The 23,657-nt window shown below is 56.2% G+C and carries 21 protein-coding genes and 1 other RNA gene; 15 read left to right on the top strand and 7 right to left on the bottom strand.

The genetic code is table 11. From position 1 onward, the window contains the following. Window positions 1-329: 329 nt before the first annotated feature. The 3 genes from P3C52_RS12895 to P3C52_RS12885 are packed head-to-tail and all read left to right on the top strand — an operon-like array spanning window position 330 to window position 6,194. Window positions 330-2,069: an autotransporter assembly complex family protein gene (locus tag P3C52_RS12895; RefSeq protein ID WP_275555393.1), complete on the top strand. Its 1,740-nt coding sequence runs from the start codon at window positions 330-332 to the stop codon at window positions 2,067-2,069. After that, window positions 2,066-5,836 (top strand): translocation/assembly module TamB domain-containing protein, encoded by a 3,771-nt coding sequence (locus tag P3C52_RS12890; RefSeq protein ID WP_275555392.1) that lies wholly within the window; start codon window positions 2,066-2,068, stop codon window positions 5,834-5,836. Before P3C52_RS12895 ends, P3C52_RS12890 begins: the two co-directional genes overlap by 4 nt. 1 nt (window position 5,837) lies before the next feature. Then, entirely contained in the window at window positions 5,838-6,194 is a 357-nt protein-coding gene (locus tag P3C52_RS12885) for a gamma-glutamylcyclotransferase (RefSeq protein ID WP_275555391.1), read from the top strand. Between the two features lie 56 nt (window positions 6,195-6,250). Here the strand turns inward: P3C52_RS12885 and ppa are convergent, their stop codons facing one another. The 3 genes from ppa to fbp all read right to left on the bottom strand — a co-directional run bounded on the left by ppa (window position 6,251) and on the right by fbp (window position 8,650). Beyond that, window positions 6,251-6,781: an inorganic diphosphatase gene (gene ppa, locus P3C52_RS12880; protein WP_103059194.1), complete on the bottom strand. Its 531-nt coding sequence runs from the start codon at window positions 6,779-6,781 to the stop codon at window positions 6,251-6,253. Window positions 6,782-6,883: 102 nt separating this feature from the next. Beyond that, the gene (locus tag P3C52_RS12875; protein WP_275555390.1) at window positions 6,884-7,333 is read right to left on the bottom strand and encodes a DUF441 domain-containing protein; all 450 of its coding nucleotides are present in this window, start codon (window positions 7,331-7,333) and stop codon (window positions 6,884-6,886) included. A 309-nt stretch (window positions 7,334-7,642) separates the two neighbouring features. Further along, window positions 7,643-8,650 carry a class 1 fructose-bisphosphatase gene (gene fbp / locus P3C52_RS12870; RefSeq protein ID WP_275555389.1) on the bottom strand — a complete coding sequence of 336 codons (1,008 nt, stop codon included), beginning with the start codon at window positions 8,648-8,650 and terminating at the stop codon, window positions 7,643-7,645. A gap of 168 nt (window positions 8,651-8,818) precedes the next feature. On the opposite strand from fbp, the gene mpl reads away from it, so the two are divergent. Then, window positions 8,819-10,174, top strand: coding sequence for a UDP-N-acetylmuramate:L-alanyl-gamma-D-glutamyl-meso-diaminopimelate ligase (gene mpl / locus P3C52_RS12865; RefSeq protein ID WP_275555388.1), 1,356 nt, complete (start codon window positions 8,819-8,821; stop codon window positions 10,172-10,174). 96 nt (window positions 10,175-10,270) lie between these two features. On the opposite strand, the gene yjgA is transcribed toward mpl, so the two are convergent. After that, window positions 10,271-10,816: a ribosome biogenesis factor YjgA gene (gene yjgA, locus P3C52_RS12860; protein WP_275555387.1), complete on the bottom strand. Its 546-nt coding sequence runs from the start codon at window positions 10,814-10,816 to the stop codon at window positions 10,271-10,273. A gap of 177 nt (window positions 10,817-10,993) precedes the next feature. Between yjgA and pmbA the strand changes: the two genes are divergently transcribed. Next, the gene (gene pmbA / locus P3C52_RS12855) at window positions 10,994-12,334 is read left to right on the top strand and encodes a metalloprotease PmbA (RefSeq protein ID WP_275555386.1); all 1,341 of its coding nucleotides are present in this window, start codon (window positions 10,994-10,996) and stop codon (window positions 12,332-12,334) included. A gap of 449 nt (window positions 12,335-12,783) precedes the next feature. Here pmbA and P3C52_RS12850 read toward each other — a convergent pair. Next, a protein-coding gene (locus P3C52_RS12850; protein WP_275553408.1) for an IS1 family transposase occupies window positions 12,784-13,481 on the bottom strand; the annotation gives its coding sequence in 2 pieces (ribosomal slippage) (window positions 12,784-13,232 and window positions 13,232-13,481; 699 coding nt in all). A 61-nt stretch (window positions 13,482-13,542) separates the two neighbouring features. Here P3C52_RS12850 and P3C52_RS12845 point away from each other — a divergent pair. From P3C52_RS12845 to P3C52_RS12800, 10 genes are all read left to right on the top strand, one after another. Beyond that, complete coding sequence (locus tag P3C52_RS12845; RefSeq protein ID WP_275555385.1) at window positions 13,543-13,872, top strand: glycine dehydrogenase; 330 nt, start codon at window positions 13,543-13,545, stop codon at window positions 13,870-13,872. 55 nt (window positions 13,873-13,927) lie between these two features. Then, entirely contained in the window at window positions 13,928-14,284 is a 357-nt protein-coding gene (locus P3C52_RS12840) for an SFCGS family glycine-rich protein (protein ID WP_275555384.1), read from the top strand. Between the two features lie 2 nt (window positions 14,285-14,286). After that, on the top strand, window positions 14,287-14,586 hold the full coding sequence (locus P3C52_RS12835) for a DUF4312 family protein (RefSeq protein ID WP_275555383.1): 300 nt from the start codon (window positions 14,287-14,289) through the stop codon (window positions 14,584-14,586). A gap of 33 nt (window positions 14,587-14,619) precedes the next feature. After that, the gene (locus P3C52_RS12830) at window positions 14,620-15,396 is read left to right on the top strand and encodes a DUF4311 domain-containing protein (RefSeq protein WP_275555382.1); all 777 of its coding nucleotides are present in this window, start codon (window positions 14,620-14,622) and stop codon (window positions 15,394-15,396) included. 14 nt (window positions 15,397-15,410) lie between these two features. After that, window positions 15,411-16,055, top strand: coding sequence for a DUF4310 family protein (locus P3C52_RS12825; protein ID WP_275555381.1), 645 nt, complete (start codon window positions 15,411-15,413; stop codon window positions 16,053-16,055). Between the two features lie 47 nt (window positions 16,056-16,102). After that, a complete protein-coding gene (locus tag P3C52_RS12820; protein ID WP_275555380.1) occupies window positions 16,103-17,236 on the top strand; it encodes an amidohydrolase/deacetylase family metallohydrolase in 1,134 nt (377 codons plus the stop codon). Beyond that, complete coding sequence (locus P3C52_RS12815; RefSeq protein ID WP_275555378.1) at window positions 17,220-18,341, top strand: DgaE family pyridoxal phosphate-dependent ammonia lyase; 1,122 nt, start codon at window positions 17,220-17,222, stop codon at window positions 18,339-18,341. Before P3C52_RS12820 ends, P3C52_RS12815 begins: the two co-directional genes overlap by 17 nt. Next, window positions 18,338-19,078, top strand: coding sequence for a KDGP aldolase family protein (locus tag P3C52_RS12810; RefSeq protein ID WP_275555377.1), 741 nt, complete (start codon window positions 18,338-18,340; stop codon window positions 19,076-19,078). The genes P3C52_RS12815 and P3C52_RS12810 overlap by 4 nt, the downstream gene beginning before the upstream one ends. A gap of 68 nt (window positions 19,079-19,146) precedes the next feature. After that, a complete protein-coding gene (locus P3C52_RS12805) occupies window positions 19,147-20,256 on the top strand; it encodes a lactonase family protein (protein ID WP_275555412.1) in 1,110 nt (369 codons plus the stop codon). A gap of 58 nt (window positions 20,257-20,314) precedes the next feature. Further along, window positions 20,315-22,225: a PRD domain-containing protein gene (locus P3C52_RS12800; RefSeq protein WP_275555376.1), complete on the top strand. Its 1,911-nt coding sequence runs from the start codon at window positions 20,315-20,317 to the stop codon at window positions 22,223-22,225. 98 nt (window positions 22,226-22,323) lie between these two features. Here the strand turns inward: P3C52_RS12800 and rnpB are convergent. Next, an RNA gene (gene rnpB, locus P3C52_RS12795) (RNase P RNA component class A) lies at window positions 22,324-22,701 on the bottom strand. A gap of 32 nt (window positions 22,702-22,733) precedes the next feature. Beyond that, complete coding sequence (gene rsmI, locus P3C52_RS12790) at window positions 22,734-23,597, bottom strand: 16S rRNA (cytidine(1402)-2'-O)-methyltransferase (protein WP_275555374.1); 864 nt, start codon at window positions 23,595-23,597, stop codon at window positions 22,734-22,736. Between the last annotated feature and the right edge of the window lie 60 nt (window positions 23,598-23,657).

Raw genomic sequence — 23,657 nt, 5'->3', positions numbered from 1 at the left:
AGCAGTAGCGTAGCTCAGCTCGCCAGCGCTGTTACTGCGGCAGATTGTTTAATAAATAAGCGGGTGCCTGAGAAGGATTAAAACAGCGTTTCCCGCTGCGTTGCGGTGGCAGAAAAGCATTGTTGGTTGTAACGCAGCGCGGGTTTTTGGAGAATACCAGCAAAATTTGCCTTAACGGCGCTTTTTTGCCTGCGGGAAGCGTAGCCGGAACCACAGGATGAAAGCTATGCTGTTAACCAAACTCGACGTCGACATTAGCGCCTGTTGGTTCGCGATGTTATTTGCCCCCAGGAACAAAGGGGGATTCGGCAACATTAACAGGAGTCAGCGTGCCTCGATATTATGTCTATTGCCTGGCCTGTTTGCTGATTGCCGCGCCTGGCGCTCAGGCTGCGAATATCCGCCTACAGCTGGAAGGGTTAAACGGGGATTTACAGAAAAACGTCAGGGCGAGCCTGTCGACCATTTCTACCGATGAAGTCACTGCCGACGGACGTTTTCGCGCGCGCGTAAAAAAAGCCATCGAAGAGGGATTGCACGCGCTGGGTTACTACGAACCTGATATTAATTTTGAAAGCCGCCCGGCGCCGGCGAACGGTGGCCGACCGGTACTGATTGCGCGAGTCACGCCCGGCGAGCCGGTTAAAATCGCCGGCAGCACCATTATTCTGCGCGGCGATGCGCGCGATGATGCGGAATACCAGCAGTGGGTTAAAGAGGGGCGGCCGAAAAACGGCACCATCCTTAACCACGGCGACTATGACAGCTTTAAAAAAGGTTTCACCAATCTGGCGCTGCGCAACGGCTACTTTGACAGTGATTTCAAAAAGAGCCAGCTGGGCGTCTCGGTAGCGCGACGCGAAGCCTTCTGGGATATCGATTATGACAGCGGCAAACGCTATCGCTTTGGCGACGTGTCGTTTGAAGGCTCGCAGATCCGTGAAGAGTATCTGCAAAACCTGGTGCCGTTTAAAAAAGGCGACTACTACAGCTCGCGCGATCTGGCGGAGCTGAACCGCCGACTGTCGGCCACCGGCTGGTTTAATTCAGTGGTGGTCGCGCCAGAATTCGATAAAACCACGGCAGATAAAGTATTACCGCTCAGCGGCGTGGTCTCGCCGCGCACGGAAAATACCATTGAAACCGGTATTGGCTACTCGACCGATGTCGGGCCGCGTCTGAAGACCACCTGGCGTAAGCCGTGGGTTAACTCGCGCGGGCACAGCCTGACCACCAGCGCTAATATCTCCGCGCCGGAGCAGCAGCTCGACTTCAGCTATAAAGTGCCGCTGCTGAAAAGCCCGCTGGAGCAATACTACCTGGTTCAGGGCGGCCTGAAGCGCACCGATCTCAACGACACCAAAGCCGATTCCACCACGCTGGCGCTGTCGCGCTACTGGGATAACAGTTCCGGCTGGCAAAAAGCCATCAACCTGCGCTGGAGCCTGGATCACTTTACCCAGGCCAACGTCACCAATACCACCATGCTTATCTATCCTGGCGTAAGCGTTAACCGCACCCGTTCGCGCGGCGGATTGATGCCGACCTGGGGCGACTCTCAACGCTACTCTGTGGATATTTCCGATACTACCTGGGGTTCGGATGTCGATTTCCTTGTGCTGCAGGCGCAAAACGTCTGGATCCGCACGCTGGCGGATAAGCATCGTTTCGTCGTGCGCGGCAATCTGGGCTGGATCGAAACCAACGATTTCGAAAAAGTGCCGCCTGACCTGCGTTTCTTTGCTGGCGGCGACCGCAGCATCCGCGGTTACAAATATAAAGGCATCTCGCCGCGCGACGACGACGGCAAGCTGACCGGCGCCTCAAAGCTGGCGACCGGCTCGCTGGAATATCAGTACAACGTTAGCGGCAAATGGTGGGGCGCGGTGTTCGTCGATTCCGGCGAAGCGGTCAACGACATCAAACAGAGCAATTTCAAAACCGGTGCCGGTATCGGCGTGCGCTGGCAATCACCGGTGGGGCCGATTAAGTTCGATCTGGCGCGGCCCATTGGCGATAAAGAGGAACACGGATTGCAGTTTTACATCGGACTGGGGCCTGAACTATGAAACTGTGGAAAAAGGTCCTGATCGGGATTCTGATTTTTTTAGCGGTGCTGCTCGGCAGCGTCTTATTTCTGGTCGGCACCACGCCCGGCCTGCATCTGTTGTTAAAAGGCGCCACGCGCTGGGTGCCGGGTCTCTCTATTCAGCAGGTTGACGGCGGCTGGCGTAATCTGACGTTGAAAAACGTGCAGTACGAAATGCCTGGCGTAACGGTTAACGCCGGTGAGTTTCATCTGGCGGTGCAGCTGGGCTGTTTGAAAAACTCCGCCTTCTGTGTCAACGATCTTGGGCTGAAAGATCTGAACGTGGTGGTGGACAGCAGCAAAATGACGCCCGCCAGTGAGCCGCCGCCGGAAGAGGAGAGCGCGTCAGGCGATCTCAGCACGCCGTATCCGGTAACGCTGCGCCATCTCAGCCTGCACAATATCAATGTGAAAATGGATAACACCGCCATTTCACTGATGGATTTCACCACCGGTCTGCACTGGCAAGAGCGTGCGCTGACGCTGACGCCGACGCGCATTCAGGGGCTGCTTATCGCGCTGCCGAAGGCGGCGCAGGTTGCCGATGAGCAGGTGGTGCAGCCGAAAATTCAGCAGCCGCAGCCGCAGGAGAAGCCGCTGGGCGAGACGCTGAAGGCGATGTTCGATCAGCCGCTGCTGCCGGCGATGCCTGATTTCCGTCTGCCGCTGGATATTGACATTCAGGAGATTGTCGGCGAACAGCTGCGGCTGACTGGCGATACCGAGCTGGCGGTTAATCAGCTGCTGCTGAAGGCGAAAACCCAGGATCGTCTGCTTCAACTGCAAACGCTGGATATTGATTCACCGCAGGGCCAGATTAAGGCCAGCGGTCAGGCGACGCTTGCCGATAGCTGGCCGGTCGATTTCAACCTGAACGGCGCGCTGAACGTCGAGCCGCTGAAAGGGGAGAGGATCAAAATGACGCTCGGCGGCGCGATGCGAGAGCAGCTGCAGCTGGCGTTAAATCTCTCCGGCCCGCTAAATGCCCAGCTGAACGGACAAACCGAGCTGGCGACCGTCGGCCTGCCGCTTCAGCTGAAGCTGACCAGCCCGCAGCTGCGTTGGCCGCTGAGCGGCGCGGTGCAGTATCAGGCGGACAACCTTGATTTCAGCTTCAACGGCAAGGCGACCGACTACGTGATGTCATTGCGCGCCGCGCTGAAGGGTGAGTCTATTCCGCCTGCCGATCTGGCGCTGGATGGCAAAGGCAACGTCGAGCAGTTCAGCCTGGATAAGCTGCGTCTGTCAGCGCTGAAAGGCCATGCCGATCTCAGCGGGCTGGTGGACTGGAGCAAGGCGATCAGCTGGCGTAGCGAGCTGACGCTGGCCGGAATCAACACGGCCCAGCAATATCCTGACTGGCCCGCCACGCTGGATGGCAAAATCACCACGCGCGGCAGCCTGTACGGCGGTAGCTGGCAGATGCGCGTGCCGGAGCTACAGCTGCGCGGCAAGGTGAAACAGAATGCGGTTTCGGCGGACGGCACTCTGTACGGCAACAGCTACAACCAGTGGAATATTCCGGGCATTAAGCTGGTGCTGGGACGCAACAACCTTGATGTTAAAGGCGAGCTGGGCGACGCGCTCAATCTGGACGCCAATATTGATGCGCCGCACCTGGATAATGCGCTGCCGGGCCTGGGTGGCGTGGCGAAAGGCACCATTAAAGCGCGCGGCACGCTTCAGGCGCCGCAGCTGTTAGCTGACCTGACTGCGACCGCGCTGCGCTGGCAGGAGCTGACTATCGCCCGCGTGCGGCTGGAAGGCGATGTTAAATCAAGCGATCAGGTCGCAGGCAAGCTTCAGCTGCGCGTCGATCGGCTGAAGCAGGCGTCGCTGGCTATCAATCAGCTAACGCTGAATGCGGACGGCAATGAGCATAAGCATCAGTTGAAGCTTAATGTTAACGGGGATCCGGTTTCCGGGCAGCTGACGCTGGACGGCAGCTTCGATCGGCAGCAGCAGCGCTGGCAAGGCTCGCTGAATAACACCTTCTTCGATACGCCGGTTGGCGAGTGGCGACTAACACGGGCCATGTCTATCGATTATCTGAATGCACGGCAGACCGCCACTATCGGTGCGCACTGCTGGCGCAACCCGAATGCCCAGCTCTGCGTGCCGCAGCCGATAGAGGCCGGGCCGGACGGCCATGCGCGCGTCGAGTTAAACCGTTTCGACCTGGCAATGCTGAAACCCTTCCTGCCAGAAGAAACGCAGCTGGCAGGCGTGTTCAGCGGCGATGCGGATGTCAGCTGGCACAGCGACGGCTCGCTGCCGACCGGGCGCGTGGCGCTGAAAGGCAACGGCGTTAAGGTCACGCAGGATGTGGAAGGCAATGCGCTGCCGATCGCCTTTGATACGCTGAACCTTAACGCCGCGATGCGTGACGGCAAAGCACAGCTGGACTGGCTGCTGCGCATCGCCAATAACGGTCAGTTTGACGGCAAGGTGCAGATCAGCGATCCGCAAAATCGCCGTAACCTGTCAGGCAATATCAACATTACCAACATTTCGCTGGCGCTGCTTAATCCGGCGCTGATGCGTGGCGAGCAGATCGCAGGCATGTTGAACAGCAGTCTGCGTCTGGGCGGCGATCTTCAGAAACCGCTGGTTTATGGCCAGCTGGGGCTGCGCAATGTGGATGTGGAAGGCAGCTTTATGCCGGTCGATTTGACCAGCGCCAATTTGTCGATGGCGTTTAACGGCATGAGTTCTACGCTGGACGGCCTGATTCAGACGGCGCATGGCCAGATTAATCTCAACGGTAATGCCGACTGGAGTCAGCTGGACAACTGGCGCGCCCATATTGCGGCGCGCGGCGACCGCGTGAGGGTAACCGTTCCGCCGATGGTGCGCATGGACGTGTCGCCCGATCTGACTTTCGATGCTTCGCCCATCGCCTTTACGCTGGATGGCAAAGTGGATGTACCCTGGGCGCGCATCGTGGTGCAGGAAGTGCCGGAAAGCGCTACCGGCGTCTCCTCGGATGAAGTCTTGCTTGATGAAAATCTGCAGCCGGTAGCGCCGCAGACGGCGGCCGTTCCCATTAACAGTAATTTGATTATTCACGTGGGCGACGATGTGCGGCTCAGCGCCTTTGGCCTGAAGGCAAAACTGAACGGCGATCTGAAGCTGGTACAGGATAAGCGCGGGCTGGGGCTGAACGGACAAATCAATATCCCGTCCGGCCGCTTCCACGCCTACGGCCAGGACCTGCTGGTGCGTAAAGGGGAGCTGCAGTTCGCCGGTCCGCCGGATCAGCCTTATATCAATCTGGAAGCAATCCGCAATCCTGAAGCTACTGAAGATGATGTCACCGCCGGATTACGCGTAACCGGGCTGGCGGACGAGCCGAAAGCGGAAATTTTCTCCGACCCGGCGATGTCCCAGCAGGAAGCGCTATCCTATCTGTTACGCGGTCAGGGACTGGATACCGACGGCGACAGCAACGCACTCACTTCCGCCCTTGTTGGTTTAGGGGTTGCACAAAGTGGGCAGGTTGTGGGTAAAATCGGCGAGACCTTCGGCGTCAGCAATCTTGCGCTCGACACCGCTGGCGTTGGCGACAGCCAACAGGTTCAGGTCAGCGGCTATGTGTTGCCGGGTCTACAAGTAAAATATGGAGTGGGCATCTTTGATTCACTGGCGACGCTAACCTTGCGTTACCGCCTGATGCCTAAACTCTATTTGGAAGCGGTGTCCGGCGTCGACCAGGCACTCGATTTGCTCTATCAGTTTGAGTTTTAGCATGCGAATAATTGTCTATGGCAGTTTACGGCGCAAACAGGGAAACAGTCACTGGATGACTAACGCGCAGTGGCTCGGCGATCATCAGATCGAGGGCTACGATCTTTACAATATCGGTCTTTATCCCGGCGTCGTGCCGGGAGAAGGCACCGTATATGGTGAAGTTTACCGCATCGATGCGACAACGTTAGGGGAACTGGACGCGCTTCGGACCAGCGGCGGCGAATATAAGCGCCAGCTGATCCAGACGCCGTACGGCAGCGCCTGGCTCTATGTTTACCAGCGTTCGGTCGCAGGTTTAACACATATCCCAAGCGGCGACTGGCTGCGGCGGGATGAAGTCTCTACCGGTGAATAAAAAAACACCGCCCCAGGGGGCGGTGTTTTTTTATCAGCATCGTTATCCGACGGTGATTACTTCTTCGCAGCGCGTTCGAAAGAGGTGCGAATCTCTTCTTTAGCGGCTTCAGCGTTATCCCAGCCGTCAACTTTAACCCACTTGCCTTTTTCCAGATCTTTGTAGTGTTCAAAGAAATGGGTGATCTGGGCACGCAGCAGTTCCGGCAGGTCGTTCACATCTTTAATGTGATCGTATTCTTTAGAAAGCTTGGTGTGCGGTACGGCAACCAGCTTCGCGTCTTCGCCAGATTCGTCGGTCATCTTCAGCACGCCAACCGGACGGCAGCGAATCACTGAACCCGGCTGTAACGGATACGGCGTCGGCACCAGTACGTCTACCGGGTCGCCATCCAGAGACAGGGTGTGGTTGATGTAACCGTAGTTGCACGGATAGAACATGGCGGTTGACATAAAACGGTCAACAAACAGCGCGCCAGATTCTTTATCCACTTCATATTTAATCGGATCGGCATTGGCCGGGATCTCGATGATGACATAGATGTCTTCTGGCAGGTCTTTACCGGCAGGAACCAGGTTCAAACTCATCTCGCTTTCCTTCATTCGTCATACGTTGAGTGACGGCTATTATAGCCAACTGACACTGAAAGTATGCCCCCTTTTTCCGCTTTCGGAATGCTCCAGCTGCGGTTATTTATTGAAAATAAACAGCGAAACCAGACCGGCGGCAATCAGTGGTCCCACCGGCACACCGCGAAACAGTGAAACGCCGATAATGGTGCCGATCAGCAGACCGCCAACAATGGTCGGCTGGCTGCTCATCAGCGTTACGCCGCGTCCGCCAAGCCAGGAAACCACGATCCCTACCACAATCGCCAACAGCGATTTCCAGTCGAGAAAGGATTTTAGCAAGGTGCTGGTAGGCAAGGAGCCGCTGACCAGCGGCGACATCACGCCAATAGTCAGAATAATAATGCCAAGCGTCAGGCCCTGTTTTTCTATGTAGGGGAAAAAGTGCGATAACGGCGTTAATTTAATGATCAGCAGCGCGGCGACAGAGATGGTTACGGCGGTATTGTGAACAAAAAGACTCAGGCCACCGAGTACAAGCAAGATCAATATGGAAGTAAAAGCCGTCATCTAACGCTCCCTGGCAGGACGGAAAGGAAAAATTCACTATAACAATGGTTAACGCCGGTGGCGAGCAACAAGCATGCAGGGCGAACGCGGTAAAGAAGATTGCGCTGAGGGGGGAGTCTCAGGTGCGGGTAAAAGCAAGGCGCGAGATGGTGCAGTGAAATGCGGCGTGAATCATCCAGACGGCGATTATGTGGTTGCTGGAAACGCCGTCGGTCAGCGGGTGAGTTGCCGTTCCGTATCCGTAAGGCGCGTTAAAACCGTCCAGAATGTCAGAGGCCGCCAGTTTTATCCGGCGGCCTCTGTTATGTCTTACGCCTGATGCTCGTCAGGATATTCGCGCATAAAGCGCTCGACATCATCAACCATCGCCTCGTTGCCGACGAAGAACGGACAACGCTGATGCAACGCTTCCGGCTGCAGATCGAGGATGCGATTTTTACCGTCGCTGGCTTTGCCGCCTGCCTGTTCCGCCAGGAACGCCATCGGGTTGCATTCATACAGCAGGCGCAGCTTACCGCTGGGATGGCTGGCGGTGCTGGGATAGAGATAAATGCCGCCTTTCAGCAGGTTGCGGTGAAAATCTGCTACCAGCGAGCCGATATAGCGCGAGGTATAAGGACGATGCGTCGCCTTATCTTCTTCCTGGCAGAACTTCAGGTATTTCTTCACGCCCTGCGGGAAGCGGATATAGTTGCCTTCGTTAATCGAGTAGGTGTAACCCACCTCTGGAAACGTCATGCGCTCCTGGCTCAGGCAAAATACGCCCAGCGACGGATCGTAGGTAAAGGCGTGAACGCCGCAGCCGGTGGTATAAACCAGCATGGTGGACGAGCCGTAAACCACGTAACCGGCGGCGACCTGCTTATTACCCGGCTGCATGAAGTCCGCTTCGGTCACCGGCGTGCCGGGTGGCGTAACGCGGCGATAGATTGAGAAAATCGTGCCGACGGAAACGTTAACATCAATATTTGAAGAGCCATCCAGCGGGTCCATTAACACGACATACTTGCCGTTTTCCACGCCTTCGAAGATAACGATTTCATCTTCTTCTTCGGACGCGATACCGGCGACGATACCGCGCGCCTTCAGCGCCGCCTTCAGCTTTTCATTAGCGAACAGATCGAGCTTCATCTGCTGCTCGCCCTGAACGTTTTCCACGCCGCTGGCGCCCAGAATATCAACCAGACCGGCTTTGTTAATGTCGCGATGAATAATTTTAGCGCCAAGCTTAATAGCGGAGATCAGCGCCGTCAGTTCACCTGTGGCATGCGGAAAGTCGTGTTGCTTCTCGACGATAAATTCGCCTAATGTTTTCATAACACAATCCCTGAATCTACGATGGAGTGGCAGCATAGGGTACAAAGCTGCAACGAATGCTCAGGCAGTTTAACGGAATGAGGCATAAAGACCATAGGTCAAATCCGTTTCTTCCCGCGTCGCTCAGCGCTACACTGTGCCTCGAACTTTTTCGAGAACGGACCTTTTATGCGTATTCATATCCTTGGTATCTGTGGCACCTTTATGGGCGGGTTAGCGATGCTGGCACGAGCGATGGGCCATGAAGTTACCGGCTCCGATGCTAATGTTTACCCACCAATGAGCGTGCTGCTGGAGAATCAAGGCATTGATTTGATTCAGGGTTACGATGCCAGCCAGCTCGATCCGGCGCCGGATCTGGTGATCATCGGCAACGCGATGACGCGCGGCAACGCCTGCGTAGAAGCGGTGCTGGAACGCAATATTCCCTACATGTCCGGGCCGCAATGGCTGCATGATTTTGTGCTGCGCGACCGCTGGGTGATTGCCGTGGCGGGAACCCATGGAAAAACCACCACCGCTGGCATGACAGCGTGGATTTTACAGGCCTGCGGGCTGGAACCGGGCTTTGTGATCGGCGGCGTGCCGGGAAATTTCTCGGTATCGGCAACTTTAGGAAAAAGCCCATTCTTCGTTATTGAAGCCGATGAGTACGACTGCGCCTTTTTCGATAAGCGCTCCAAGTTTGTTCATTATTGCCCGCGTACTTTAATTTTGAATAACCTCGAATTCGATCACGCCGATATTTTTGACGATCTGCGTGCCATTCAGAAACAGTTCCATCATTTGATTCGTATTGTGCCAGGCCAGGGCAAAATCCTGCTGCCGGAACATGATGCCAACCTGAAGCAGGTAATGGCGATGGGCTGTTGGAGTGAACAGGAAAGCGTGGGTGAAAACGGCCGCTGGCAGGCGAAAAAGCTGACGCCGGATGCTTCGCGCTGGGAAGCCTGGCTCGACGGCGAACGTGTGGCAGAGGTGAACTGGTCGCTGGTGGGCGAACACAATATGCATAACGGCCTGATGGCGATTGCCGCGGCGCGGCACGTCGGCGTGAAGCCGGAAGATGCCGGACGGGCGCTGGATGACTTTATCAATGCGCGCCGTCGCCTGGAGCTGCGTGGCGAAGCGAACGGCATCAAAGTGTATGACGATTTTGCTCATCATCCCACCGCGATTCTGGCAACGCTGGCCGCGCTGCGCAGCAAAGTCGGCGGCACCGCGCGCATTCTCGCCGTGCTGGAGCCGCGCTCCAATACCATGAAGCTGGGCGTCAGCAAAGACGATCTGGCGCCTGCACTGGGCCGGGCCGACGAGGTATTTCTGTTCCAGCCGCATCATATTCCCTGGCAGGTATCGGAAGTGGCGGACGCCTGTATTCAGCCGGCTTTCTGGAGCGCTGATATTGACGTGCTGGTAGAGACGATTGCCAAACATGCGCATCCGGGCGATTACATTCTGGTGATGAGCAACGGCGGCTTCGGTGGCATCCATCAGAAACTGCTGGATCGCCTGGGGAAATAGCGGGGCGACAAAAGATAAACCGCGCCGGTAACGGCGCGGAAATGCTTTACGGGGCCTGTAGCAGGGCGCCCGTAAACGGCTCAGGCCAATGCTTTATTAAGAGGCTTCGGCCAGCTCGCGCAAATACTGGAAAATCTGGCGATAAGATTTTGGCGGTTTGTTCGCCGCTTTCTCTTTCTGCGCGTTGCGGATCATGCTGCGCAGCTGCTGACGGTCGGCCTGCGGATAGAGGTTCAGCACCTCGGCCATCGCATCGTCGCCCTGTTCCACCAAACGATCGCGCAAGGCTTCCAGCTTATGGAACAGCGCAACCTGCTGGTTATGGCGGTTCTTAAGCTTATCCAGCGCCTGGTAGATCGGATCGGGATCGCGTGCGCGCAGCAGCTTGCCGATCAGCTGGAGCTGGCGACGACGGCCCTCTTTTTTAATACGCTGCGCCAGTTCAATGGCGTCGCGCAACTCTTCATCCAGCGGCAGGCGATCGAGGGAGTTTTTCCCCAAATCCACCATCTCCGCACCAAGTCGCTTCAGCTCCTCGGCATCACGTTTAATCTCACTCTTACTGACCCAGATAATCTCTTCATCTTCTTCTTCTTGATTATCCGGTACGTCGTCGAGCCACTCTTCGGGGTGTTTCGTCATTATCAGGCTCCTGAAAAAGAGGCTAATGCTATCAGGTTACGCGGCTACTGCGAAATTGTTCTCTGACTCTGTTAGACTCCAGATAAGGATACAACTCGCGCGTTGCCGTGCAAGATCGGCTCAGTCAAAGGCTTAGCCGACGCAGGCAGACCGTACTCATCATATTATGGTAGGTCAATGAAAATACTCTCTCAGGTTGCAGAACAACGAAAAGTGCTGGAGCAGGCGGTTGCCCAGGCGCTGGAATTGGCGAAAGCAGGCACTGACGGCGCTGAGGTGGCGGTCAGTAAAACCACGGGTATTGGCGTCAGCACCCGCTATGGTGAAGTCGAAAACGTTGAATTCAACAGCGATGGCGCGCTGGGTATTACCGTCTATTACCAGAATCGTAAAGGCAGCGCCTCTTCTACCGATCTCAGCCCGGACGCCATTCAGCGCACCGTACAGGCGGCGGTCGATATCGCCCGTTACACCTCGCCCGATCCTTTTGCCGGCATGGCCGATCGCGAGCTGTTGGCGTTTGACGCGCCGGATCTCGATCTGTTCCATCCATGGGAGATCGATCCTGATAAAGCGATCGAATTGGCGGCGCGCGCCGAACAGGCTTCGCTGCAGGCGGATAAACGCATTACCAATACCGAAGGCGGCAGCTTTAACAGCCACGTCGGCATTAAAGTTTTCGGCAACAGCCACGGCATGCTGCAAAGCTATTGTTCCAGCCGCCATTCGCTCTCCAGCTGTGTTATCGCTGAAGCTGAAGGCGATATGGAGCGCGATTATGCTTATACCATTGGTCGCGCGCTGGAAGACCTCCAGTCGCCGGAATGGGTGGGTCAGGAGTGCGCGCGTCGTACCCTGTCGCGTCTGGCACCGCGCAAGCTGCCGACCATGAAAGCGCCGGTGCTGTTCGCGCCGGAAGTGGCTACCGGCCTGTTCGGACACCTGGTCGGCGCCATCAGCGGCAGCAGCGTTTACCGTAAATCGACCTTCCTGCTTGATGCGCTGGGTACGCAAATCCTGCCGGAATGGCTGACCATTGAAGAAAAACCGCATCTGCTGAAAGGACTGGCCTCCACGCCGTTTGACAGCGAAGGCGTGCGCACGCAGGATCGGGAAATTATCAAAGATGGCGTGCTGCAAACCTGGTTGCTGACCAGCTACGCCGCGCGCAAGCTGGGCCTGAAAAGCACCGGTCACGCGGGCGGCATTCATAACTGGCGCATCGCCGGTCAGGGCAGCAGCTTTGACGATTTGCTTAAGCAAATGGGTAAAGGCCTGGTGGTAACTGAGCTGATGGGACAGGGCGTGAGCGGTATCACCGGCGACTATTCGCGCGGCGCGGCGGGATTCTGGGTGGAAAATGGAGAGATCCAGTATCCGGTCAGCGAGATTACCATTGCCGGCAACCTGAAAGATATGTGGCGTAATATTGTCACCGTCGGTAATGATATTGAGACGCGCAGTAATATTCAGTGCGGCTCGGTGTTGCTGCCTGAAATGAGCATTGCCGGACAGTAAATCCTGTTCATAAAAACCGGGCAGCCTGGCGTGCCCGGTTTTTTATTGGTAATACGCGTTGAAACTTTTAATTATTTAGCTGGAAATTGTTAACGGGCTAAATAAATGCTCCTTATTACTTGCTTCAATATGCTCTCCTTTCCGTTTTATTAATAACCTTTTCTTATTGCTGCCTATTTTTCCCTTTCGCTCTTTTTTCTGACCGACGTCAATTATTCTTAATCCGTGTATTTCAGCGTGCTTTATTGCGCGAAATCTATTTTTATCCCCTTTATTACGCACAACCTGATTTTTTTGCGACCTCGCTCACTTCACGTGCCGCTATTTCCACTTTGTGGCGGAAAAAGTCGGGCTACAAAGGATTAGGCGATAGCGCTACTTTGTTTTCAACGCGAAACAAATGGAATTTCAGGTAATCAGGAGTAGGCAAGGTGGGTAATGACTCCAACTTACTGATAGTGTTTTATGTTCAGATAATGCCCGATGACCTTGTCATGCAGCTCCACCGATTTTGAGAACGACAGTGACTTCCGTCCCAGCCTTGCCAGATGTTGTCTCAGATTCAGGTTATGTCGCTCAATGCGCTGAGTGTAACGCTTGCTGATAACGTGCAGCTTTCCCTTCAGGTGTGATTCGTACAGCGGCCAGCCATCCGTCATCCATACCACGACCTCAAAGGCCGACAGCAGGCTCAGAAGACGCTCCAGTGTGGCCAGAGTGCGTTCACCGAAGACGTGCGCCACAACCGTCCTCCGTATCCTGTCATACGCGTAAAACAGCCAGCGCTGACGTGATTTAGCACCGACGTAGCCCCACTGTTCGTCCATTTCAGCGCAGACAATCACATCACTGCCCGGTTGTATGCGCGAGGTTACCGACTGCGGCCTGAGTTTTTTAAGTGACGTAAAACCGTGTTGAGGCCAACGCCCATAATGCGTGCACTGGCGCGACATCCGACGCCATTCATGGCCATATCAATGATTTTCTGGTGCGTACCGGGCTGAGAGGCGGTGTAAGTGAACTGTAGTTGCCATGTTTTACGGCAATGAGAGCAGAGATAGCGCTGATGTCCGGCAGTGCTTTTGCCGTTACGCACCACGCCTTCAGTAGCGGAGCAGGAAGGACATCTGATGGAAATGGAAGCCACGCAAGCACCTTAAAATCACCATCATACACTAAATCAGTAAGTTGGCAGCATTACCGGCAAGGTGAATAACAGTGCGGTGCAAAAGCCGGTAAGCGATGCGGAAATTGAAGCGCTGGCCGAGCGGGTGATGAAACAAATCGATGAACTTTTTAGCGCTGAAGCGATTTATCCCAACGCGGTACAGCAGCAAATGCTGGCTTCCCACGTACGCGCAATGGCGCTGCGTTCATTAACCGGCGAGCCGCTGCCGGAAGTTGAAGCCGAACTGTTTGAGGATATTTCCCCTGAATCGATGCGGCTGGCGCAGCAGGTCGTCGATCTGTTCGGCAATTTGCCGCGTGAAGAAGCATGGCTGCTTTCGGTTCATTTTGAAGTCGCGAAAACAAATTAATTAACGGCGGCGCAGGCCAGCCAGCAGTCAACAAATCTAACAGAAGGAACGCAACATGGTAACCGTAGTCATTGGCGATCGTTTAGGTAAAGGGCAAAAAGTGGCGGCCGGCATCGAAAAAGCGGGCGGACGCGCCGTCGTGGTACCGGGCGTCGCGGCGGATATGAAGCTGGGTGACGTGATGAAAGCAGAAAACGCCGATTTCGGCATCTCTTTCTGCGGCAGCGGCGGCGCTGGCGCCATCACCGCGCAAAACAAGCATGGCTATAAAGCCAAACACGGCATGCGCTCTATTGATGAAGGCGTCACGGCAATTAACGAAGGCGCGAACGTACTGGGCTTTGGCTTTATGGATAAAGAGGAACTGGGCGAGAAGCTGGTGCAGGCCTGGAATAAAAAATACGGCAGCTAAGCATGAAACAGCAATTCACCACGACGGTTCAGGTCAGCGGTAAAGGCGATACGCAGAGTAAAGCCTTTGCCGACGCGCTGAGCCGCGTGCAGCACAAGGTGCTGCAATCCACTCAGAAAGTATTGCTGCGTATCGAGCCACAGGACGTCAAGGTTATTCGAGCGCAGCAGAGCGTCAGAAAGGAAAGGTTTCTGTTTTTCTTTCTGCCGCGAGAGCGACGGAACTACAGCGTGGAGCTGGAGATTACCGTCAACGTGACCGTGATTGATACCGACAAGGTGGAGTTTACGGTCACGCCATAAAAACGTTAGGCGATAAGACATAAGGAAAAACTGATGTTTTTAATTATCTTGCTTAAGTCGCTGGTGATTGGGGGACTGGTCGGCGTAGGCGTCGGCGCGGGTGCCGCGCGTATGTTCCATGCGCCAACCTCTCAAGGCATGGGCGCATTTCGAACACTGGGCGAACTCAACTCCTGTGAAGGCGATCCCGCTTCTCACTTCTCCTTCGGCCTCGGCTTCTTCTTTAACGCATGGGCTTCTTCCGTCGCGGCCGGTTCTTTCACGCAGGACGTTGACCACCGCATTATCCCCAACTGGGGCGCCGCGGCGCTGATGATCAAAAACCGTAACGTCGCCGAAACGCTGCACGATCCGAAAAAGATGGCGATTGTGTGCGGCTTCATCGGCATGGTGGTGGTGGCCTTCCTGAACTCAACCGCTTCGGCGGTACCGGAAGCGCTGCAGGTGACAGCGGTAAAAGTGCTGGTTCCCGCCGCCAACCTGCTGGTTAACACCGTGATGCCGGTGATCTTCTGGCTGGCAGCGATCGACGCTGGCAAAAAATCGGGCTTCTGGGCAACGATTTTCGGTGGTCTGGCGCAGTTGATCATGGGCAACGCCGTTCCGGGCCTGGTGCTGGGCATTCTGATCGGTAAAGGCGTGGAAGAGAGCGGCTGGAACAAAGTGACCAAAGTCATGATGTTCTCCATTGTTCTGCTGTTTGTGCTGAGTGGCTTCTTCCGTGGCTTTGATATGAAGCTGCTGGAATCCTTCAACGCGGGCGTGCCGAACTGGCTTGAAATGATCCATAACAGCCTGAGCGGAAAATAATCGGGGGCAATGAGATGAACGAGACTAAAAGTGGATTTTGGTACGCCGACTGGTCATTCCCGATCTTTGTTGGTCTGCTTTCCTCCGGCGTATTTGCCGGTACGCATATGTATTACCTGTACGGCATCGGCGCCTTTAACGAAGTCGCTTTTGTATCAATGCTGCGCGCTGGCATTGAAACCGGCGCCTACGGCGCGGTAGCGGCCTTTGGCGCCAGCTTCCTGTTTGCTCGCATTATTGAAGGGTCGCTGGTGGGGATTCTGGATATTGGCGGCGCGATTCAGACCGGCGTCGGGCTGGGCGTTCCGGCGCTGCTGCTGGGCGCGGGCATCGTCTTCCCGGTTGCTAACTTCGCCGCCTCGCTGATTACCGGCCTGATTATCGGTCTGGCGATTGGCTACGTCATTATTCTGGCGCGTAAATTCACCATCAACCAGAGCGACTCCACCTATGGCGCGGACGTCATGATGGGTGCCGGTAATGCCTCTGGTCGCTTTCTGGGGCCGCTTATCATTCTGTCTGCGATGGGCGCGTCCATTCCGATCGGTCTTGGCTCGCTGGCAGGCGCGCTGCTGTTCTATCTGTGGAATAAACCGATCACCGGCGGCGCGATCCTTGGCGCGATGGTGCTGGGCGCTATCTACCCGGTTGCGCTGTAAACCACGCGGGTCTGTCGGCCAGGGCAGGCCCGCCAGAAGGAGTTGTCATGTTCGATCTGATTATTCGCCGCGCCCGGCTGGTTGATGAGCGACTAGTTGATATTGCGGTTAAAGCAGGAAAGATCGCCGCGATTGGCGAAGTAAGCGGTGAGGCGAAACAGGAGCGGGTGCTGGATGGCGAAATCTATCTCAGCGCTGGCTGGATTGATTCTCACGTTCACTGCTATCCAAAATCACCGATTTATCACGATGAGGCGGACTGTATCGGCGTCGCTACCGGCGTCACCACAGTGGTGGACGCGGGCAGCACTGGCGCAGAGGCGATTGATGACTTTTATCAGCTGACGCGCGCTGCGCAAACGCAGGTTTATGCGCTGCTTAATATCGCGCGCACCGGGATCCTCACGCAAAACGAGTTGGCCGATCTCAGCCAGATTGATAAGCCCGCTGTAAGCGCTGCGCTGCGCCGTCTGCCGGGCTTTATTCTGGGCATTAAAGCGCGCATCAGCAGCAGCGTGGTGGGCGAAAACGGTATCAAACCGCTGCGGCTGGCAAAAGAGATCCAGCAGGAGAACGGCGGTCTGCCGCTGATGGTGCATATCGGCAACAACCCGCCGAATCTGGATGAAATCGCCGATCTGCTCACCTCTGGCGACATTATTACCCACTGCTATAACGGCAAACCCAACCGTATTTTGAACCCGCAGGGCGAGCTGCGTTTTGCGGTGAAAAAAGCGCTGCAGCGCGGCGTGCGGCTCGATGTCGGCCACGGTAGCGCCAGCTTTAGTTTTGAGGTGGCGCGGCGCGCCATCGCGCTGGGCATTCTGCCCGACACCATCAGCTCCGATATTTACTGCCGTAACCGCATCGAGGGCCCGGTAAAAAGCCTGGCGAACGTGATGTCGAAATTCTTCAGCGTCGGCATGACGTTGCCGCAAATTATTGACTGCGTCACCTGGAAAGCCGCCGACGGCCTGCGCCTGACGCAAAAAGGGCGGCTGGAGCCGGGCTTTGATGCCGATTTTACCCTGTTTACGTTAAGCGACGAGCCGCGTCCTCTGTTGGATTCAGAAGGGGAAACCGTACAGGGCCAGCAGCATTTTGTCCCGCTGGCGGCGGTTGTCGCCGGACAGTGGAATGTTACCGATGAAGGGAAAGCAAAACATGTCTTCGATTTATGAAAAATATTACCTGAAGCAGGTCATTAATGCATCTGGCCGCATGACGATCCTTGGCGTCTCTACGCCGACGGCGGATGTCGTGGACACGGTAAAATATGGCCTGAATCACTATTTTGAAATGAAAGACCTGGTGGATAAGACCGGTGCCTACATTGCCAAACTGCTCGGCGCGGAAAATGCCGTGGTGGTTTCCTGTGCCTCGGCGGGCATCGCCCAGTCGGTGGCAGCGGTCATTGTGAAAGATAACGCCTGGCTGCTGGACAACTTACATGCTGCGCCGCTGACCGTGCCGCACGACATCGTGCTGCCGAAGGGCCACAACGTCAATTTCGGCGCGCCGGTCGGCACCATGGTCGCGTTGGGCGGCGGCCGCCTGGTTGAAGCGGGCTACGCCAACGAATGCTCGGCGGATCAGCTTTCTGCTGCGATCACGCCGCAAACCGCTGCGATTTTATATATCAAATCGCACCACTGCGTACAAAAAAGCCACCTTAGCGTTGAGCAGGCCGCCGTGGTGGCACGCCAGCATAATGTGCCACTGATTGTCGATGCCGCGGCGGAAGAGGATTTACAGCGCTACTACCAGAGCGGGGCCGATCTGGTGATCTACAGCGGCGCGAAAGCGATTGAAGGGCCGACCAGCGGGCTGGTAGTTGGCAAACAGCAATACGTTGAGTGGGTTAAACGCCAGTCCTCAGGTATTGGCCGGGCGATGAAAGTCGGCAAAGAGGGCATTCTCGGCCTGACGCAGGCGATTGAAAACTATCTGACGCGTGAAAAAGAGAGCGGCGCGCAGATGGTGGAAAAAATGACGCCCTTTATCGACAGCCTGAATGGCCTTAACGGCGTCAGCGCGCGCGTCGTGTGGGATGCCGCTGGCCGCGATATTGCCCGTGCGGAGATTCATTTTGACGAAGCGGCCATTGGCCAAACCACCGGCGAACTGGTCCAGGCGCTGAAAAATGGCGCGATCGCCATCTATTTCCGTGGCTACAAAGCCAATGAAGGCATTGTTGAAGCTGACGTGCGCAGTGTGACGCCGGAACAGCTCAATATCATTTTTCTTAGCATCAAGGCCCTACTGACAGGAGAGAAACAAGCATGACGCTGACGCCTGATTTTTATCAAAACCGTGTGTGCCTGAACGTACTGGCAGGCTCGAAAGCTAACGCCCAGGCCATCTGGCAGGCCGCTGAAGGTCACGTGCTGGTCGGCGTGTTATCGAAAAACTACGCCAGCGTGGAGAGCGCCGTTGAGGATATGCGTGAGTATGCAGCGCTGATCGATAACGCGCTCTCCGTTGGCCTCGGCGCGGGCGATCCGCGTCAGTCGGCGATGGTCAGCGAAATTTCCGCGCAGGTGCAGCCGCAGCATGTCAATCAGGTCTTTACCGGCGTGGCGACTAGCCGCGCGCTGCTGGGACAGCAGCAAACGGTAGTTAACGGTCTGGTTTCGCCAACCGGCACGCCGGGTAAAGTCAAAATCTCCACCGGCCCGCTCAGCGCGCAGGCTCCGGACGGGATTGTGCCGGTCGAAACTGCGATCGCTATGCTGAAGGATATGGGCGGCAGCTCGATTAAATATTTCCCGATGGGCGGCCTGAAGGCGGTTGATGAATTTAAAGCGGTAGCGCAGGCCTGCGCCGATCACGATTTCTGGCTGGAGCCGACCGGCGGCATCGATCTCGATAACTATGAGGCGATTTTGCAGATTGCGCTGGATGCGGGCGTCAGCAAAATCATTCCGCATATCTACAGTTCGATTATCGATAAAGCCTCTGGCGATACGCGGCCTGAAGATGTCAGAACGCTGCTGGCAATGACCAAAAAGCTGGTAGGCTAAGTTCTGCCCATTGCGGCGCAACGGCAATACAACCACAGGGGAGAATAATAAGCAAATCAGCGATTTATCTGGCATTGTTTGGCGTTGCGCCGCTGGCGACAGCGGCGCCTTATGCGTTTGTCGGCACCTATCAGCCGCACGGCGAGGGCGTTTACCGTTTTAACATCGCGCCTGACGGCGCGCTAAGCGATAAAACCCAGGTCAGCCAGCTGCCGAATGCCGCGCAGCTAACGGCGAATGCGCAGGGCGACGTGCTGTATGTCGGCAGCGAAAGCGATCCGGGTATTATTGTCGCGTATCGTCTGGCTAAGGACGGTAGCCTGACGGAGATCAATCGGGTCAGCTCTGAAGGACGCGGCCCGGTTTACCTGTCGCTCACGCCCAACGGCAAACAGCTGCTGGTCGCTAATTATGTCAGCGGAACCATCGCCGTATTGCCGGTGCGGGCCGATGGCGGCCTGGAAAAAGCCAGCGACAGCAAACAGCATCAGGGCCCGCCGGGCGCTGCGCAGCCGCAGGCAGCGGTAGAAGGCAGCTTTGCCAGCAGCGATCATGATGGGCCCCATGCGCATATGATCGCCAGCGATCCGCAGGGTCGTTACCTGTTCAGCACCGATTTAGGCCTGGATCGAATTTACCAGTATCGTCTGAGCGAGCAGGGCAAGCTGACGCCAAATACGCCGCCGTGGCTGGCCGCTTCTTCAGCCGGCGCGGGGCCAAGGCACTTTGTTTTCGCGCCGGATGGCAAATCGCTTTATTTAATTAACGAAGAGGCATCAACCCTCACGCGCTATCTGCTGAACCCGCAAAAAGGAACGCTGACGGAAGGGGCGACGGTATCGTCGCTACCGCCGGGTTATAAAGGCACCAGCTTTGCCGCCGGTCTGGCGATCGATAAGCGCGGCGAGCATCTTTATGTGCTGAATCGCTTACATAACAGCATTGGACACTTTCAGGTTGCGCCAGACGGCGCGCTGACGTTTATTGAGGATGTCTGGACGCGCGGCGATTATCCACGCACGTTAACGCTTTCGCCGGATGGCAAAACGCTGTACGTCCTGAACCAGCGCAGCGACAACATCACCCGCTTCTCTGTGGACAGCGCCAGTGGGAAGCTGCGTTTTAGCAATGATTACACCGCGATTGGGGCGCCATCACAGATGGTGATCGTGCCATGAGCAGAGGCCGATGAGTAACATCGCAGCGCTGAGGCGCTGCTAACAGAGGATAGCTGCCGTGAGATTTCCAAACCAGCGACTGGCTCAGTTATTTGATACGTTGCAAAACGAGACGCTGCCGCAGGATGAGCTGGCGCGGCGTTTTGCGGTTTCCACGCGCACCGTGCGCACCGATATCAATATGCTTAATGAGATGCTGGCCGATCACGGTGCGCTGTTTGTTCTGAGTCGCGGCGAAGGCTATCAGCTGCGTATTCTCGATCCGGCGCGCTATCAGCGGCTGCGCCAGCAAACGCCTTCCCATTTGCGTGTTCCCCGCACCTCTACGGAGCGCATTCACTACCTGCTGACGCGCTTCCTCACTTCCGCCTGGGCTATCAAGCTGGAGGATCTGGCAGAGGAGTGGTTTGTCAGCCGCGCCACGCTGCAAAGCGATATGGCGGAAGTGCGCGAATGGCTTAGTCGCTATCAGCTGACGATTGAAGCGCGTCCGCGTTACGGCATGAAGCTGTTCGGCAGTGAAATGGCGATCCGCACCTGCCTGACCGATCTGCTGTATCAGATCGCCCAGGAAAACAGCGAAAGCCCGCTGCTGCAAATGGAAGCGCTCAACAGCGGTATGCTGCTGACGTTGCAGCCGCTGCTGCTGCAGTGCTTTGCGCGCTTTAATATTCGTATGACCGATGAAGGCGAGCTTTATCTGCGCCTGTACTGCGCGGTTGCGGTGCGGCGCATCAGCGAAGGCTATCCGCTTTCCGACTTTAGTGCCGACGAGGTAGACAGCGATGTGCAGGCGGCAGCGCGTCATATTATCAATCTGATGCGTCCGATTACCGGTAAAGTGATTGCGCCTGCGGAAGAGGCCTGGCTGCGCCTGAATATCGCCGCCCGGCGGGTAGAAGAGATCGCTCCCAGCGCGATCAGCGCGGACGACGGCGATTCGCTGGTGAACTACATCCTTAGCTATATCAATACGCACTACAACTACAACCTGCAAAGCGACGAACAGCTGCGCGCCGACCTGCTGACGCACATTAAGACCATGATTACCCGCGTGCGCTATCAGATCACTATTCCCAATCCGCTGCTGACCAATATCAAACAGCACTATCCGATGGCCTATGATATGACGCTGGCGGCGGTTTCCAGCTGGAGCAAATATACGCCCTACGTCATCAGCGAAAATGAGATCGGTTTTTTGGTGCTGCATATCGGCGTCGGGCTGGAGCGCCACTATAACGTCGGCTATCAGCGACATCCGCAGGTCATGCTGGTGTGCGATACCGGCAATTCCACCGTGCGCATGGTGCAGGCGATGCTGCTGCGCAAATATCCGCAGCTGGTGGTGACGCGAATTATCTCGCTGCGTGAGTATGAGATGCTGGAAAGCCTCGACGAAGATTTTGTTATCTCTACCGTTCGCCTGAGCGAGAAGGGCAAACCGGTGGTAGTGATGTCGCCGTTTCCTACTGATTATCAGCTGGAGCAGCTGGGCAAGCAGGTGCTGGTGGATCGCACCAAGCCCTATATGCTGGAAAAGTTTTTCGATGCGCACCATTTCTGCATTATCGACCAGCCGATGGATCAGACGCAGCTGTTCCGCCAGCTTTGTCAGCAGCTGGAACAGGAAGGCTTTGTCGATGAAGCCTTTTATCCGTCAGTTGAGGAGCGCGAAGCGATCCTCAGCACCATGCTGGGTGAGGGGATTGCGCTGCCGCACTCGCTGGGTCTGCTGGCGAAAAAAAGCGTGGTGTATACCGTACTGGCGCCGCAGGGCATCGCCTGGGGCGAAGAGACGGCTTACGTCATTTTCCTGCTGGCTATCAGCAAAGATGATTATGAAGAAGCGATGGCGATTTACGATCTGTTCGTCACCTTTATGCGTGAGCGCGCCATGACGCGCCTGCGCGACAGCATTGATTTCGACAGTTTTAAGAGCGTCGCGCTGGATTGCCTGAGTCGGCTGTAGCAGGAAAGGGCGGCATCTGGCCAGTAATCGCAGTTTCTGCATAGCGAGTTGGCTTGCCGCACAAAGCAAAAACCCCGCCGAAGCGGGGTTTTTTTAAAGAGTGAAGCTGACCGGTAAGCCGGGTTCTGTCTTGGACAGTCATTCATCTAGGCCAGCAATCGCTCACTGGCTCAAGCAGCCTACCCGGGTTCAGTACGGGCCGTACCTTGTGAACCCCTATTTGGCCTTGCTCCGGGTGGAGTTTACCGTGCCACGAACTGTTGCCAGCCGCGCGGTGCGCTCTTACCGCACCCTTTCACCCTTACCTGTACTCACGAGTGAGCCATCGGCGGTTTGCTCTCTGTTGCACTGGTCGTAGGCTTGCGCCCCCCAGGCGTTACCTGGCACCCTGCCCTATGGAGCCCGGACTTTCCTCCCCTCTGCCCGTCTCCCCCGAGAGGGGACGACGACAAAGCGGCGACTGTCTGGTCAGCTTCGGCGCGGATGATAGGTTATTCTGAGCGCTTTGTCATCCTTCTTGCTGCTCCAGCGCATATTTATAGAGCGCGTTTTTCTTTACGCCGTGGATTTCCGCCGTTAGCGCGGCGGCTTTCTTGAGCGGCAGCTCTTTTTGCAGCAGTGCCAGCGTGCGCAACGCCTCGAGCGGCAACGCTTCCTGATCGGCCTGATGGCCTTCGACAATCAGCACCATTTCGCCTTTGCGGCGATTTTCATCCTCTTCAATCCACGTCAGCAGCTCGGCGACCGGCGCGCCGTGAATCGATTCCCAGGTTTTGGTGATCTCACGCGCCAGCACCACGTAGCGATCCGCGCCCAGCTCGCTGATCATATCGCGCAGGCTGTCGAGCAGGCGATGCGTGGACTCATAAAAAATCAGCGTGCGCGGCTCCTGGGCCAGGGCGCGTAGCGTATCGCAGCGCGCTTTGCTTTTTGCCGGCAGGAAACCTTCATAGCAAAAACGGTCAGAGGGCAAACCGGCGGCGCTGAGCGCGGCAATGGCGGCGCAGGCGCCCGGCAGCGGCACCACGCGAATACCCGCTTCGCGGCAGCGGCGCACCAGATGATAGCCGGGATCGTTAATCAGCGGCGTACCGGCGTCGGAAACCAGCGCAATGCTTTGGCCTTCCTGCAGCTTTGCCAGCAGCACTTCCGCCTTTTGTTGTTCATTATGATCGTGTAATGCGAACAGTCGCGCATTGATGGCGAAATGTTGTAGCAACAGTCCGGTATGACGTGTATCTTCCGCAGCCACCAGATCGACGCTCTCAAGCACCGTCAGCGCCCGCTGGGTAATGTCGCCCAGGTTGCCTATCGGAGTGGGAACGATATAGAGCGTGCTGGCAGAAATCTCTGCCCGATCGTGTTGTTTCATTGTTTCATCCGAATTGCCGATTTAATATTGAGCATCCTGAAAAAAACTTACTGGATACAG

The sequence above is a fragment of the Mixta sp. Marseille-Q2659 genome (assembly GCF_940807255.1).
Classification (GTDB): domain Bacteria; phylum Pseudomonadota; class Gammaproteobacteria; order Enterobacterales; family Enterobacteriaceae; genus Mixta.
The sequence above is the reverse complement of the archived record's forward strand: the minus strand, read 5'-3'. Positions and strand labels throughout refer to the sequence as shown.